Source organism: Nocardioides sp. SR21, assembly GCF_022761125.1.
In the GTDB taxonomy this organism is placed as follows: domain Bacteria; phylum Actinomycetota; class Actinomycetes; order Propionibacteriales; family Nocardioidaceae; genus Nocardioides.
Genome location: NZ_JAKWJR010000005.1, coordinates 110089 through 124898 on the forward strand (window position 1 = coordinate 110089; position 14810 = coordinate 124898).

General features: G+C 71.9%; 14 protein-coding genes and 1 tRNA gene. 5 read left to right on the forward strand and 10 right to left on the reverse strand.

What is annotated here, in order from left to right:
• Positions 1-10: 10 nt before the first annotated feature.
• The 6 genes from MJ604_RS10800 to MJ604_RS10825 all read right to left on the reverse strand — a co-directional run bounded on the left by MJ604_RS10800 (position 11) and on the right by MJ604_RS10825 (position 6873).
• Complete coding sequence (locus tag MJ604_RS10800) at positions 11-1435, reverse strand: protein kinase (protein ID WP_243058338.1); 1425 nt, start codon at positions 1433-1435, stop codon at positions 11-13.
• A complete protein-coding gene (locus MJ604_RS10805; RefSeq protein ID WP_243058339.1) occupies positions 1432-2907 on the reverse strand; it encodes a penicillin-binding protein 2 in 1476 nt (491 codons plus the stop codon). Before MJ604_RS10805 ends, MJ604_RS10800 begins: the two co-directional genes overlap by 4 nt.
• Positions 2904-4292 (reverse strand): FtsW/RodA/SpoVE family cell cycle protein, encoded by a 1389-nt coding sequence (locus tag MJ604_RS10810; protein ID WP_243058685.1) that lies wholly within the window; start codon positions 4290-4292, stop codon positions 2904-2906. The genes MJ604_RS10805 and MJ604_RS10810 overlap by 4 nt, the downstream gene beginning before the upstream one ends.
• A 76-nt stretch (positions 4293-4368) precedes the next feature.
• The gene (locus MJ604_RS10815; RefSeq protein WP_243058340.1) at positions 4369-5679 is read right to left on the reverse strand and encodes a PP2C family serine/threonine-protein phosphatase; all 1311 of its coding nucleotides are present in this window, start codon (positions 5677-5679) and stop codon (positions 4369-4371) included.
• 3 nt (positions 5680-5682) lie between these two features.
• Positions 5683-6153 carry an FHA domain-containing protein gene (locus MJ604_RS10820; protein ID WP_243058341.1) on the reverse strand — a complete coding sequence of 157 codons (471 nt, stop codon included), beginning with the start codon at positions 6151-6153 and terminating at the stop codon, positions 5683-5685.
• Complete coding sequence (locus tag MJ604_RS10825) at positions 6154-6873, reverse strand: DUF3662 and FHA domain-containing protein (protein ID WP_243058342.1); 720 nt, start codon at positions 6871-6873, stop codon at positions 6154-6156.
• 190 nt (positions 6874-7063) lie between these two features.
• Between MJ604_RS10825 and MJ604_RS10830 the strand changes: the two genes are divergently transcribed.
• Together MJ604_RS10830 and MJ604_RS10835 are read left to right on the forward strand one after the other, a co-directional pair.
• Positions 7064-7146 (forward strand) — tRNA-Leu (locus MJ604_RS10830).
• A 111-nt stretch (positions 7147-7257) separates the two neighbouring features.
• Positions 7258-8028 (forward strand): hypothetical protein, encoded by a 771-nt coding sequence (locus MJ604_RS10835; protein ID WP_243058343.1) that lies wholly within the window; start codon positions 7258-7260, stop codon positions 8026-8028.
• A gap of 4 nt (positions 8029-8032) precedes the next feature.
• On the opposite strand, the gene MJ604_RS24250 is transcribed toward MJ604_RS10835, so the two are convergent.
• Positions 8033-8887: a M23 family metallopeptidase gene (locus MJ604_RS24250; protein ID WP_243058344.1), complete on the reverse strand. Its 855-nt coding sequence runs from the start codon at positions 8885-8887 to the stop codon at positions 8033-8035.
• Positions 8888-8958: 71 nt separating this feature from the next.
• Here MJ604_RS24250 and MJ604_RS10845 point away from each other — a divergent pair, with 71 nt between their 5' ends.
• Both MJ604_RS10845 and MJ604_RS10850 read left to right on the forward strand, forming a co-directional pair.
• Positions 8959-10200 (forward strand): D-arabinono-1,4-lactone oxidase, encoded by a 1242-nt coding sequence (locus MJ604_RS10845; protein ID WP_243058345.1) that lies wholly within the window; start codon positions 8959-8961, stop codon positions 10198-10200.
• An 18-nt stretch (positions 10201-10218) separates the two neighbouring features.
• Complete coding sequence (locus MJ604_RS10850; protein ID WP_243058346.1) at positions 10219-11103, forward strand: formylglycine-generating enzyme family protein; 885 nt, start codon at positions 10219-10221, stop codon at positions 11101-11103.
• Here MJ604_RS10850 and MJ604_RS10855 read toward each other — a convergent pair.
• Positions 11070-11600: a potassium channel family protein gene (locus MJ604_RS10855; protein ID WP_243058347.1), complete on the reverse strand. Its 531-nt coding sequence runs from the start codon at positions 11598-11600 to the stop codon at positions 11070-11072. The two genes, MJ604_RS10850 and MJ604_RS10855, sit on opposite strands and share 34 nt — an antisense overlap.
• Before the next feature lie 101 nt (positions 11601-11701).
• On the opposite strand from MJ604_RS10855, the gene MJ604_RS10860 reads away from it, so the two are divergent.
• Entirely contained in the window at positions 11702-12655 is a 954-nt protein-coding gene (locus MJ604_RS10860; protein WP_243058348.1) for a YhjD/YihY/BrkB family envelope integrity protein, read from the forward strand.
• Here MJ604_RS10860 and MJ604_RS10865 read toward each other — a convergent pair.
• Both MJ604_RS10865 and MJ604_RS10870 read right to left on the reverse strand, forming a co-directional pair.
• Positions 12567-13913 (reverse strand): hypothetical protein, encoded by a 1347-nt coding sequence (locus MJ604_RS10865; protein WP_243058349.1) that lies wholly within the window; start codon positions 13911-13913, stop codon positions 12567-12569. The two genes, MJ604_RS10860 and MJ604_RS10865, sit on opposite strands and share 89 nt — an antisense overlap.
• Positions 13910-14500: an HdeD family acid-resistance protein gene (locus tag MJ604_RS10870; RefSeq protein WP_243058350.1), complete on the reverse strand. Its 591-nt coding sequence runs from the start codon at positions 14498-14500 to the stop codon at positions 13910-13912. The genes MJ604_RS10865 and MJ604_RS10870 overlap by 4 nt, the downstream gene beginning before the upstream one ends.
• Positions 14501-14810: the final 310 nt, after the last annotated feature.

The following is a 14810-nucleotide window of genomic DNA, read 5'->3' on the forward strand; positions in this document are numbered from 1 at the left end:
CCAGGGTGCCTTAGCTGCTCGGGGACGTGCTGTCGTCGGGGGTGGGCGTCGCGGAGTCGGTGGGGGTGGGAGTCGGGGTCGGGGTGTCCGACGGCGGCGGCTGCGGACCCCAGTAGCTCACGGTGATCGTGTCGCCCTGCTCGACCCGGCCGGTGGGGTTGAGCGCCGAGACGTCGCCCTCGATCCGGTCGCCGGGGTTGTCGACCTGGACGCTGTTGACCCGCAGGCCCAGCTGGCCGAGCTCGCGCTCGACGTCGCCGAGCGGTCGGCCGACGTAGTCGCCGGCGTTGAGCGTCACCGAGGTGTCCTCGGTGGTCGCCTCGGACGTCGGCTCGCTGGGCGTCGAGGACACGGTCTCGCTCGGGGTCTGGCTGGTCTCCTCGTCGGAGGGGTTCTCGTCGTCGTCGCCGCTGGTGATCAGCAGCACGACGAGGATCGCGACCGCGACCAGCGCGATCACGGCCAGCACCGGCCACACGGCACTGCGCCGGCGCTCCTCCGGCTCGTCGACCACCGGCATCGTGGTGGTCACCGGGGGCGGCGGTCCGGGGTGCACGGGCGCGACGGCGGCGGGCACGATCTTGGTCGCGGCGGTCGCCGGGTGCCGCAGCGCCTCGGCCAGGGCGTCGCCGTCCTGGAACCGGTCCTGGGGCAGCTTCGCCATCGACCGGTGCACGACGGCCGCGAGGTCGCTCGGCACCGAGTCGGGCAGGTCCGGCACCGGCTCGCGCAGGTGCGCCAGCGCGGTCGCCACGGCGGTGTCGGCGACGAACGGCCGGGTCCCGGCCAGGCACTCGAACGCCACGACGCCGAGCGAGTAGACGTCCGACGCCGGGGTGGAGGGCTGGCCCTGCGCCTGCTCGGGCGAGAGGTACTGCGGCGTACCCATCACCTCGCCGGTGCCGGTGAGGCCCATGCCCTCGGCGGCGCGGGCGATCCCGAAGTCGGTGACCTTCACCCGGCGGTCGGGGGTCACGATGAGGTTCGCGGGCTTCACGTCGCGGTGCACGATGCCGGCGGCGTGCGCGGCGCCGAGGCCGTCGGCGGCCTGGGCGAGCAGCTCGCGCACGGCGGCGGGCGACATCGCGCGGCCGCCCTGGATCAGCGCCGACAGCGGCTGCCCGTCGACGAGCTCCATGACGAGGTACGGACGGTGCGCGCCCGAGCCGTCGACGGTGTCGGTCTCGCCGAAGTCGTAGACCGCTGCGATGTTCGGGTGGTGCAGCGACGCGGCATGCCGAGCCTCGGTCTCGAAGCGCGCGCGGAACGTCGGGTCGTCGGCGTACTCCTGCTTGAGCAGCTTGACCGCCACCTCGCGGCCGAGCGTGGTGTCGGTCGCGCGCCAGACCTCGCCCATCCCGCCGGTGGCGATCCGGGCATCGAGTCGGTAGCGACGCTCGTTGTCGGCGTAGCCGTGCACCGGGGTCTCGCTCATCGGATCACCGCTTCCATGACTGCCTTCGCGATCGGGCCTCCGTAGACACCGCCGGCGATCTCACCGCGCGGGATGTCGGCCTTCTGGATCATCACCGCGACGGCCACCTCGGGGTTGTCCGCCGGGGCGAACGAGATGAACCACGCGTACGGCGGCACCGCGTCGATGCCGCTCTGGGCCGTGCCGGTCTTGCCCGCGACCGAGATGCCGTCGATCGCGCCCGGCGACGCCGTGCCGTCGTCGACGGTCGCGACCATCAGCTTCGTGACCTCGCGGGCCGTGGTCGACGAGACCGCCTGCGAGAGCTCCTCCGGGTCGGTCTTGCTGAGCACGTCGAGGTCGGCGGACTGCTGCTCGTCGACGAGGTACGGCTTCATCACCGTGCCGCCGTTGGCGAGCCCGGCGGCGACCATCGCCATCTGCAGCGGGGTCGCGGCGACCTCGAACTGGCCGAAGCCGGTCTGGCCGAGCTGGGCGTCGTCGAGACCGTCCGGGAACACCGACTCGACCTGCGGGAACAGGTCGTCGAGGTAGCCGCGGTTGAAGCCGAACGCCTCGGCGGTCTTCAGCATGTCCTCGGCCCCGACCTCCTCGGCGAGCTGGGCGAACGTCGTGTTGCAGGACTGCTCCATCGCCTGCGTGAACGGGATCTTGGTGTTGTTGGCACCGCACGAGCGGCCCTCGTTGTCGATCAGGCCGGTCTCTCCCGAGGTCAGCGGGAGCTGGTAGGTCACGCCGCCGGGCACCTGCGAGTCGGCGTCGTACAGGCCCGCCTCGATCGCGGCGGCCGCGGTGACGACCTTGAACGTCGAGCCGGGAGGCAGCCGGGTCTGGATGGCGCGGTTGACCAGCGGCTCGGCCGGGTCCTCGTTGAGCTTCTCGTACGTCCGGGCGACCGCGCCGAAGTCGTGCGAGGCCATGTCGTTCGGGTCGTACGTCGGCAGCGACACCATCGCCAGGACCGCGCCGGTGCTGGGGTCCAGCGCGACCACGGAGCCCTGGGTACCGGGGCCGAGCGCCGAGAGCCCGTCGTACGCCGCCTGCTGGGCGTCGGGGTCGAGGGTGAGCAGCACGTTGCCGCCCTTGGTCGGCTTGTTGCTGACCAGGTCGATCAGCCGGGTGACGAACAGCTGCTCGTCCTGGCCGGACAGGATGTCGTTCTGGGTGCGCTCGATGCCGGTCTGGCTGAAGTAGGAGAACCAGCCGGTGACCGGGGCGTAGAGGAACGGCTTCGGGTAGGTGCGCTGGAACTTGTACTCGTCGTCGGACGGCACGCTCTTCGCGATCGCGGAGTTGCGGCCGACGACGATCGCGCCGCGCTCGGCGGAGAACGACTCGTTGATCGCGCGCCGGTTGCGGACGTCGTCGTTGAGCGCGCCCGCGCGCCAGTACTGCAGGTAGGTGGCGTTGACGAGCAGCGCCAGGAACAGCACCAGGCAGAAGATCGAGATGGTCCGGATCGGCTTGTTCATCGGATCGCCTTCACCACCTGGGTGGCGTCGGAGTCGATGGCCGCGGTGTCGTCGGACAGCTGCGGCACCGGCCGACGCGCCTGGTCGGAGATGCGCAGCAGCAGCGCCACGATCACCCAGTTCGCGATCAGCGAGGAGCCGCCGTACGACAGGAACGGGGTGGTGAGGCCGGTGAGCGGGATCAGGCCGGTGACGCCGCCGATGACGACGAACACCTGCAGCGCGATCACGCTGCCGAGACCGGTGGCGAGCAGCTTGCCGAAGCCGTCGCGGCAGATCAGCGCGGTGCGCAACGCACGCTCGACGATCAGGCCGTACATCATGATCACGGCCATGACCGCGGTCAGGCCGAGCTCCTCGCCGATCGCGGCGATGATGAAGTCCGAGTTCGCGAACGGGACGCGGAACGGGTCGCCGTCACCGAAGCCGCGGCCGATCATGCCGCCCCAGCCCATGCCGAACATCGCCTCGACCGGCTGGAACGCCTTCTCGCTGGTGCCCTCGCCGTAGAAGTCGAACGGGTTCAGCCAGATCTGGAAGCGCTCGCGGACGTGGCCGAAGAGGGCGTACGCCGCCAGCGCGCCGCCGACGAAGAGCATCCCGCCGACCACCAGCCAGCCGGGCCGCTCGGTCGCGACGTACAACATGATCAGGAAGATCCCGAAGAACATCAGGCTGGAGCCGAGGTCGCGCTGGAAGACCAGGATGCCGAGGCTGACCAGCCACATCACGAGGATCGGGCCGAGGTCGCGGCCACGCGGGAGGTCGACGAACAGGACCCGGCGGCCCGCGAGCGCGAGCGCGTCGCGGTGGAGCACGAGGTAGCCGGCGAACGCGATCACCAGCAGCACCTTGGCGACCTCGCCGGGCTGGAAGCTGAACGGGCCGACCTGGATCCAGATGCGGGCGCCGTACACCGCCTTGCCGATCCCGGGGACCATCGGCAGCAGCAGGAGCAGGATCGCGGCCAGCGCGGACGTGTAGGTGAACCGCTGCAGCACCCGGTGGTCGCGGATCGCGACCAGGGTGACCACGAACAGGATCACGCCGAGCGTCATCCAGATCAGCTGCTGCTGGGCGTAGTCGTGCTTGCGGCCGACCGCCTCCGCGGCGAGGTCGAGCCGGTGGATGACCGCCAGCCCGAGCCCGTTGAGAGCGGCGACGAGCGGCAGCAGCACCGGGTCGGCGTACGGCGCGACCACGCGGATCACGACGTGCGCGCCGATGACCAGCGCGGCCAGCCAGCCGCCGTACCCGAGCAGGTCGGTCGGGACCTCGCCCTCGACGCCGAGCCCGACCGCGGCGTACGCGCCGATGCCGACGGCGAGCGCCAGGACCAGCAGGAACAGCTCCGCGCCCCGGCGACGCCGGTGCACGAAGCCCATCAGCGAGCTGTTGTTCTGCGCCGACTTCTGCGCCGACTTCTGGGCCGACTTCTGGGCCGACTTCTGGCCTGCCATCTCAGCCACCCGTGCTCTCGACGGGCTCCTGCCGGGCCGCGAGGTCCTGCACCTTGGCCTCGGCGTCGACCGGGTTGTCGTAGACGATGCCCTCACGGACCCGCTCGGCCTCGATCTCGCTGAGCCGGTCGATCTCGACGTCGGAGCGCATGTAGGGCTCGGAGAGGTCGAAGCCCGCGATCTCGGAGTTCAGGCCGCGGTAGATGATGACGAAGCCGTCCTCCTCGCCCACGTAGTACTGGTCCTGGCTCCACGACCAGGCCACGGCGAGCGCGATCCAGGCCAGGCCGATCACCACGAGGGCGGCCATCGCGCGCTTGAGCCACATGAACCGGCGCGGCGCCCGCGGGGCGTAGCGCGCCTGCTCGGGGTCGATCGGGTCGGTGGTGATCGCGAACGGTACGCCGGGGGGCGGGTCGAGGATCTCGGCCTGGATCGGCTCCAGCTCGCCGGTGTCGCCCGCGCGGTGGCCCCGGAACAGGCTGGACATGCCGCTCATCGGGCCGCGCTGCTTGATCGGCCGTGGGTCGGCCGCGGCGCCGACGACGAGCGGCTCCACGCTGACGCCGTTGTCGGGGGCGTCGGCGTCGACGACGTCGGCGACCAGGCAGGTCACGTTGTCGGAGCTGCCGGCGTCCAGGCTGGCGCGGACCATCTCGACCGCCGCGTAGTCCGGGCTGCCGGTGCTCAGGATGTCGGCGAGCCGGCGGTCGTCGAGCACGCCGCTGGCGCCGTCGCTGCACAGCAGGATCCGGTCGCCGACCGCGAGCTCGATCACGAACAGGTCCGGCTCGGCCTCGTGGACGCCGTCGAGCGCCTTGAGGATGAGGTTGCGGTGCGGGTGGACCCGCGCCTCCTCCTCGGTGATCCGGCCCTCGTCGATCAGGCTCTGCACGAACGTGTGGTCGGCGGTGAGCTGGGTGATCTCGCCGCTGCGGTAGAGGTAGGCGCGGCTGTCGCCGAGGTGGCCGAGGCCGATGCGGGAGCCGTCGAAGAGCGCGACGGTCGCGGTGGTGCTGGTGCCGTCGAGCGCCGGGTCCTCGTCGACCAGCTCGCCGATCCGGTCGTGCGCGCGGTGCAGCGCACCGGCGACCCGGGCCAGCAGGTCGTGGTCGGGGTCCGTCGAGGGCGGCGCGTCGAGGCGGCGCAGCTGCTGGATCGCGGTGCTGGACGCGACGTCACCGCGGGCGGCGCCACCGACGCCGTCGCAGACCGCGATCAGCCACGGGCCGACGTACCCGGAGTCCTGGTTGTCCTTGCGGACGCGACCCACGTCGGACGTGGCGGCGTACCGCAGGCGGAGATCGCTCATCGGCTACTTCCTGAGCTCCAGGATCGTCTTGCCGATGCGGACCTGCGTGCCGAGCGTGATCGTCGTGGGCTGGGTGATCCGGACGGTGCCGACGAACGTGCCGTTGGTCGAGCCGAGGTCCTCGACGAACCACTGGTCGCCCGAGGCCGCGATGCGCGCGTGGCGCGTGGAGACGTAGTCGTCGTCCAGGCGGATCGCAGCGTCGGTGCCGCGGCCGATGAGCACCGGCGCGTGGGAGAGGTCGGCGCGGGCGCCGACGTTCGATCCGGCGGTCACGATCACGTGGCTCGGGGCGCCACGGCCCTTCTTGGGCTGCTTGGCGGGCTTGGGCGCCTTGCCGCCGGTGCCGCGGGCGGCCTCGGGGACGCGCGCGCCGAACATGTCGGAGCGGATCACCGAGATCGCGGACAGCACGAAGATCCAGAGGATCGCGAGGTACGCGACCTTGATGAGGAACAGCGTCAGCTCCGACATTCAGCCCCCCTCGACGACGCGCACGGTCATGACGGTGGTGCCGATCTTGACCTGGGAGCCGTCGCGCAGGCGGGTGCGCGAGATCCGGTGGCCGTCGACCAGCATGCCGTTCGTCGAGCCGAGGTCGTGCACCTCGATGTTCAGGCCGTCACCGCTCTCGGTGGTCGAGCCTGTCGAGACCGTGAACTCCACGTGTCGGCGGCTCACGCCCGGGTCGTTGATGCGGACGTCCGCGTCGGTGCCGCGGCCGACGACCAGCCCTGGCGGCTGCAGCGGGTGCCGGGTGCCGTTGACCTCGAGGACGGCGCGTGCGCGACCGACCTGCGTGTGCGTGGCGTTGCCGGTGACCTTGGCGTGCGCCTGGCTGCGGATGCGGAACCGGCCGGTGGTGAGGTCCTCGGCGGGCTCGAACGCGATGCTGACCGGGCCGGGGAACACGTAGCTCTGCTGGTCGGCGTGCTCGCGCACCTGCCGTCCGAGGTCCTCGGCCAGCGCGCTGTCGTACGGCGCCAGCCGCTCCAGGTCGGTCTGGGACAGCTCGACGTGGAAGTCGTTGGGCACGATCCGGCGGTCGCGGGAGAGGATCTGTGCGTTGTTGTCGCACTCGCGCTGCAGAGCAGCGGCGATCTCGACCGGCTGGACCGCCGAGCGGAAGGCCCGTGCGAACGCGCCCGAGATCATCTGCTCGAGCTTGTGCTCCAGCTTCTGGAGACCGCCCACGCTGCCCTCCTTCCGTCCCCTGTCATCGGTGGTCGTGCGCGGACGGGGTCCGGGCACGCGTGCCACCCCGACCGGTGGCCGGGTGCCCCGATCGTATCGGTGCCCCCGTACCCGGGCCGGGACCCTCCATGGCCTGCCCGCCCCGGTTTGGGCCAAACCCAGCCGCTGGGATAGCCTTGCTCCGCTTCACGCGCGAGTGGCGGAACGGCAGACGCGCTGGCTTCAGGTGCCAGTGTCCGAAAGGGCGTGGGGGTTCAAATCCCCCCTCGCGCACGTGAAGAAGGCCCGCAGGTCATCGACCTGCGGGCCTTCTGTCATCTCTGACCGTGCGGAGCCTTCGCAGCCCGGATGTATCTCGGGCCGGCCCTCGGCGCTCCTCCCGACATGCCACTCGACACGTCGGACCTCGTCGACCTCGACCTCTGGTTCTACAACCTCGACAACGGTCGACCCGACCAGGTCGTGCAGGAGGAGCTCGAGGCGATCGCGAGCACCGAGCCCGCGTTCATCGGGACCTGCGAGGCGATCGGCTACGTGTTCGACCCGCTGCCCCGGCTCGAGCTGGTGCGGGACCGGTCGACGCCGAGCCGGGCGAACATCGCGACCTGGGTCCGCAAGGACCTGGCCGGCGACCTCGAGCAGCGCTGGCTGGACCTCTCCACGACCTGGCCCAGGACCGACCGACCGGGCACCCACGAGCCACGCAGCTTCCAGCGTGTCCTGGTGGGCCGGATCCCGGTGTTCACGGCGCACCAGCCGCCACCGCACGTCGGGACCGCCACCGCGGTCGGCCAGCAGGAGGGGGTCGACGCGCTCACCCGGGCGATCGCGCCGTGGCACCGCTCGGACTGGACCCGGCGCGTTCCCGCCGAGCAGGAGCAGGCCCGCGAGCGACCGCGGGTGCTGCTGTGGGACGCGAACCGCCGGCCCGGCGACGCGGGACCGGGTCCGACGCTGCTGGCCCGGCAGGTCCACGGCCGCTCGGTCGGGCACCGCATCGACGGCGCCGTCGTGAGCGGGGTCACCCGGGTCTCCCGGGTCGACTACCCCGAGCAGGTCGCGGGCGTGCCGCTGGGCTCGGACCACCACCACGCGTTCCGGTTCACGCTGAGCGTGCACCGGCGGTGGGTCGAGCCGTCGTCGGACCGCCGGTGACCGGCTAGGGCCGCAGGCCGCGCTGCTGGAGGGCGGTGTAGGGGTCGAGCGGTACGTCGCCGCTGCGGATCTCGAAGTGCAGGTGCGGGCCGGTGACGTTCCCGGTCCCGCCGACCTCGCCGACGACCGTGCCGGTGGCGACCGGGTTCCCCTCGGCGACGTACAGCTGCGACAGGTGGGCGTACCAGGTCTCGGTGCCGTCGGGGTGGGTGATCTCGATCTTGTTGCCGTAGGCGCCGTCCCACCCGGCGAACGAGACGGTGCCGCCGGTCGCGGCGCGGACCGGGGTGCCGGTCGGGGCGGCGAAGTCGAGGCCGGTGTGGGTGCTCGACCAGTGGCTGCCGGACTCGCCGAAGCGTGCGGTCAGGTGGTAGCCGGTCGTGGGGAGCACCCAGGTGGCGCCGCCGGTGAACCAGCTCATCGGCGACGGGGGCATCGTGCGGAGCATCGCCGCGATCTGCCGGTCCGCCCAGGTCTCGCGCTGGATGGTCGTCGGCTGCTTGCGGGCGGCGAGCGGGGCCCGTCCCGCCTTGTCGGGGCGTGCGGCCGGGGTCGCGGCCGGGGACGGCGGAGCGGCCGGCTTCGCGGGGCGTGCCTCGCTGCGGGAGGGCTTCGCCGGCTTCGACGGGGCCGGACGAGACGGCTCGGGCTCCGGGGTCGGCGTCGCGACGGGGGGTGCGGCGAGCGGAGGGGGGTCCGCGACCGCGACGGCGCTGGGGGTGTCGGGGCTGACCGTGTGGAACAGCTGCGCCCCGGTGAAGCCGACGTACGTGACCGCGCCGACGGCGAGGGCCGTGAGCACCGTGTGCAGGCCGAACCAGGAGCCGGCAGCCACGGCGTCCGTGCTGGGGTCGGGCACTACTACCTCAAGTCGGTCGGGGGAATGACTCAGCAGGTCCCATCGGCGCCGCATGCGCGATGCTGAGCGTTGTGACGAAGAACTGGGCCGGCAACCACGAGTACGCCGCGGCACGGGTGCAGGAGCCCGCGTCGGTCGGCGAGCTCCAGGACCTCGTCGGGAGCGCGGAGCGGGTGCGCGCGCTCGGCACCCGGCACTCCTTCACCGACGTGGCGGACACGACCGGCGACCTGGTCTCCACCGCGGGTCTCCCGGTCGAGATCGAGCTCGACGGCGACCGGCAGCAGGTGCGCGTCTCCGGCGGTGTCCGGTACGGCGACCTCGCGGCGACCCTCCAGGAGCGCGGCTGGGCGCTGGCGACGATGGCGTCCCTGCCGCACATCTCCGTCGCGGGAGCGGTCGCGACCGGCACCCACGGCTCCGGCGACCGCACCGGGTCGCTGGCGGCGGCCGTCGCGGGCCTCGACCTCGTCGGCGCGGACGGCGCGCTGCGCAGCACCCGCCGCGGGGACGACGACTTCCCCGGCCACGTCGTCTCCCTCGGTGCGCTCGGCGTGGCGACCCACGTGATCCTCGACGTGGAGCCGACGTACGACGTGCGCCAGGACCTCTACACCGACCTGCCGTGGGACGTCGCGGTCGCGCACTTCGACGAGCTGACGAGCAGCGCCTACAGCGTCAGCCTCTTCACCGACTGGTCCAGCGGCCGTGTCGGCCAGGTCTGGCTGAAGGGCCGCGGGGACAGCGCGCCGCCCGACCTGTGGGGCGCGCCGGCCGCGACCGCCACCCTGCACATGCTCTCCGGCGCCGACACCGCCGCGGTCACCCGCCAGGGCGGCGTCGCCGGCCCGTGGAACCGCCGGCTCCCGCACTTCCGGATGGAGTTCACCCCGAGCCGTGGCGAGGAGCTGCAGAGCGAGTACCTCGTCCCGCGCCCGCAGGTCGGCGAGGCGATCACCCGCCTGCGCGGGCTGGCGTCGCTGTTCGAGGGGCTGCTCCAGGTCACCGAGGTGCGCACGATCGCCGCCGACGACCTCTGGCTCAGCGGGGCGTACGGCGGCGACGCGGTCGGGCTGCACTTCACGTGGGTCCGCGACGTGCCCGGCGTGTACGCCGTGCTGCCCCGCATCGAGGAGGCGCTGCTGCCGCTCGGCGCGCGCCCGCACTGGGGCAAGTGCTTCCTGGCGACCGCCGAGCTGCTGCGGCCGGCGTACCCCCGGATGGGCGACTTCCACGACCTGGCTGAGCGGCTGGACCCCAGCCACAAGTTCCGCAACGCGTTCCTCGAGCGGCACCTCGGTCTGGCGCTCTGAGGTGTGTAGGAAGGACCTGTGACCCGCAAGATGGTGCTCGTCCCGGGTGGGACCACGACGATCGGCAGCGACCGCTTCTACCCCGAGGAGCGGCCGGTGCGGACGGTCACCGTGAGTGACGTGCACTGGGACGCGCACCCGGTCACCAACGCCGAGTTCGCGCGCTTCGTGGAGGAGACCGGACACGTCACCGTGCCCGAGATCGCCCCCGACCCGGCCGACTTCCCCGGGGCCGACCCGGCGCTGCTCGTCCCCGGCTCGCAGGTCTTCACGCAGACCGCCGGCCCCGTCCACCTCGGCGACTGGACGCAGTGGTGGCGCTGGCAGCCGGGCGCGTCCTGGCGCGCGCCGGAGGGCCCGGGCAGCTCCTGGGAGGACATCGCGGACCACCCGGTCGTGCACGTCGGCTGGGAGGACGCGACGGCGTACGCCGCCTGGGTGGGCAAGGACCTGCCGTACGAGGACGAGTGGGAGTACGCCGCCCGCGGTGGGCTGGTGGGCCGCGACTTCGCGTGGGGCGACGAGCTGTCGCCGGGCGGGGCGGTCCTGGCCAACACGTTCCGCGGCCCGTTCCCCTGGCGCAGCGAGGATCCGGACGGGTTCGACCGCACGTCGCCGGTCGGCAGCTACCCGGCCAACGGGTACGGCCTGCACGACATGATCGGCAACGTCTGGGAGTGGACGCGCACCCGGTGGACGCCGACCCGGGCCGCCGAGGAGCCGGCCCCGTGCTGCGGCGGCTCCGCCCGGCCGATGCTCGAGACCGACCGGATGGTCACGAAGGGCGGGTCACACCTGTGCTCGCCGGACTACTGCCAGCGCTACCGCCCGGCCGCGCGGCAGGGCCAGGGGGTGCGGGACTCCACCTCTCACGTGGGCTTCCGCTGCGTGTCCAGGTCCTGACGCCGGCTCTCGGCCTTCGCGGTCGCCCGGCTGCGGACCTGGTGACCGAGCGTGGTCGCCGCGGTCGTGAGGATCGCGACGTTGAAGACCATCTGCACCAGCACCAGGGCGCGGGCGCCCTGGCCCTCCGCGTGGATGTCGCCGTAGCCGATCGTCAGCAGTGTGGTCATCGTGAAGTAGAGGGAGTCGATGCGGGTCTCGAGCCCGACGATCTGGCCCGGGTCCGCCTCGGCCATCACGTAGAAGATGAGCGCGAAGCCCATGACGGCCACGGCCATGGCCAGCGCCAGGCGGTCGATGTTGCGGCTCTGGTCGGCCATCTGCTGGCGGACCTCCCACACGACCATGAACGCGAGCAGGATCAGCGCGACGGCACCGAGCGCCAGCTGCGCGACCTCGGTGCGACCGATCTCGCGGGTGAGCGGGATCGTGAAGTACACGACGGACAGCAGCACCACGGCCACGATGAACCGGAGCACGCGCCGGACTGGGGACATGGTCGCCTCCTCCATCTGCCGGTTTCACCCGCTACGGGTGAGCGGTGAGAACACCGCTCCAACCACGCTGTCCTCATCCTGCCGGATCGACCGGCCAGAGCATGGGAGGCGAGCACACGATGGACGTCGCCGCGTGGCGTGAGCGGGCGACCGCGACGTACCAGCTCCGCCGGGACCAGGCCAAGGACCTCGTCGACCGGATCCCGATCCTCGGCCGGCTGCTCAACGAGGTCATCCGGATCGAGTTCATCGACCGGTGCATGCTGATCGCGGCGCAGGGCCTGCTCGCGCTGATCCCGATGCTCGTGGTGCTCGCGGCATTCCTGCCCGACGTCACGGCCGCCGGCATCCAGTCGTTCTCCCAGGCGGCCGGCCTCGGCGATCGCGGCGAGGGCCAGGTGACCGCCCAGGTGAGCCCCGACCAGGTGCGCGCGCAGACCGGCTTGATCGGGCTCGCGATCGTCGTCTTCTCGGCGACCAGCTTCGCCCGCGCCATCCAGCGGATGTACGAGCGGATCTGGGAGCTGTCGCACATCGGCGGCGTCGGCGGTGCGCGCCGCTGCTTCCTGTGGCTGATCGGGTGGCTGATGACCCTGCAGCTGGTCGGCTCGCTGCGCGTGCTGATGGGTGGCGTCGACGGGCTGATCGCCGACGGCTTCCGGATCGTGATCCAGGCCCTGATGCTCAGCGCGCTGTGGTGGGTGACGTCGTGGGTGCTGCTCTTCGGCCGGGTCCCGTGGCACAAGCTCGCCCTGGGCGCGGTGCTGACCGGCGCCTTCGGGCTGCTCTACAACCGCGGCTCGACGCTCGTGATGCCGGCGTACGTCAACGCGAACGCCGACCAGTTCGGGACGCTCGGCGTGATCCTCGCGGTCTCCACCTGGCTGATCGGCTTCGCCGCCGTGATGGTGGCCTCGGCGCTGGTCGGCCGGGTGGTGTCGGAGGACCCGACCGTGGGCCGGCTGGTCAGCTCGGGCCTGGAGCTGGCGGGGGAGGTACGGCGTCAGCTGGTCCGGCTGCGGCCTCGGCCGGACGAGCCAGCAGCTCCACGATGAGCAGCAGCACCCCGGCGACCACCAGCAGCGTGATCGTGAACCCGCCCGTCGGGTGGTCCGCCATCGCGTAGAGCAGCAGCGCGAGGCCGAGCACCACGATCCGGATCATCGTCCGGTTGGCGTCGAGGAAGACCCCGAACCGGCCGGTGTTCAGCCCGACCCGGTTGCCGCCGCCGCGGGCCCAGGCGATCGCTCCCGACGTACCGCGCCGCAGCGCCAGCGCGTTCCGACCCGTGCCGGAGACCCACGCGATGAACGCGATCGCGAGCGTCAGCACCAGGATCGCGCGCAGGTTGAGCCGGATGAACCACACCATGTTGTCGTAGAACGCCGCGGCCGCGTCCTGGGGCAGCACGTCGGTCGGGATCGCGTCGAGGTAGACCACGCGGAACGCGTTCAACGCGACGCCGAGCAGCAGCATCGAGGCCGCACTCGCGAGTGCGGCGGTGATCAGGGCCCGCCGCCGCGAGCGGGCGACCGCGACGGCGCCGCCGAGCAGCAGCAGGGCCACGATCGGCAACGCGGTGTTGAGCCCGTTGAGCACGCGGAACGCGCTCTGCGCGGTGGCCAGGTCGTCGGACTGGAACAGCGTCAGCTGGAGGTTGATCGCCGGCAGCTGCCCGGCGAGGCTGAAGCCCGACTCGACCAGCCGCTCCTTCACCTGGTCGACCACCGGCCCCAGGTTGATCGCGACCGTGTTGTCGGTGACGTCCACGAGGTCCGACCCCTCGCCGGTGAGGACGGTGACGAGCTGGGCGTGCGCCTCCCGGTTCGCCTCCACCCAGGCCTGCTGGAACCGGGACGACTCGACGATCTCGAGCACCTTGTCCTCGACGAAGCCGCTGATCGCGTTGTTCAGCGGTGTCGAGAGGGCCTGCAGGCTGGTCGCGGCGAGCGGCGGCAGCCCGAGGTCGGCGAGCGCCTTCACGGCCTCCTCGGTGACCGCCTCGACCTGGAGGCGGGTCATGATCTCGGCGGTGATCTTGTCGGCGACGGCGCTCTGGATCGCCGGGTCCTGGGCGAGCGGCTCGATCGACTCGACGTACCGGTCGGTGTCGGCGACCTCGTTGTGCACCCACCGCGCGACGACGCCGAGCGGCAGCAGCACCGCGAGCAGCAGGATCAGCACGCCGCTGACGACCGGGCGCCACCAGCCGGTGCGCCGGCTCTGCTCCTGTTCCTGTGCCTGGAGCCGCGCGACCTCCGCGCGCAGCGCCTCGAGCTCGGCGGTGGTGGCGGGGTCGGGCTTGTTCGTCATGACGGAACCCTCTCGGAGCGGAGTCGGAAGGCGGCCATGGTGGCGAGGGCCCCGGCGAGGACCAGCCAGATGGCGACGAACCAGATGAGCAGCGTGAACGACAGGTCGGTGTACACGATCAGGAAGGCGCCGGCGGCCATGCTGATCAGGCCGATCGTGACGTCCCAGCCGCGCCCGCCCGAGCCGGGGCTGACGACCGCGCCGATGACGTCGATGAGGCCGGAGATGAGCCACCAGACGCCGAGGATCATCCCGAGCACGAGCACCGACTGCAGCGGCTCGCGGAGCACCAGCAGGCCGACCACCAGGGCGACCCCGCCGGAGAGCCCGACCAGGGCCCGCATCCCGACGTCGAACTTGCTCATCCCGAGCGCCTGCACGATGCGGTAGATGCCGCCTACGATCAGCTGGATCGCGATCAGGACCGCGAAGACCGCGATGGTCTCGTCGGGCCAGACCATCATCGCGACGCCGAGCCCGAGGGTGACCAGTCCGTAGGCGAGCACCAGACCCCAGTGCTCGGCCATCCGGTTCAGGCCGGTGATGACGTACGTGTCGGAGCTATCGGGTTCGACGGCGTGGCTCATGGGAGCGATCTTTCGCCCCCGGGGCTGTGAGCCCCTCGCCCGAATCGGGTGGACCTGGGGAGGGTGGGTCTCGATACGCCGGCCACGACCTCCTTCGTCGGGCTACTCGACCTGGCCGGTTCGTGTGCTCCGAGCACACGGCAGCTCGGTCTCGATACGCCGGTCACGACCTCCTTCGTCGGTCGTGCGGCTACTCGACCTGGCTGCCGGCCCCCGGGTCCTCGCACGCTCGGGCCGGGGCAGCTCGGTCTCGATACGCCGGTCACGCCCTCCTTCGTCGGTCGTGCGGCTACTCGACCTGGCTGCCGGT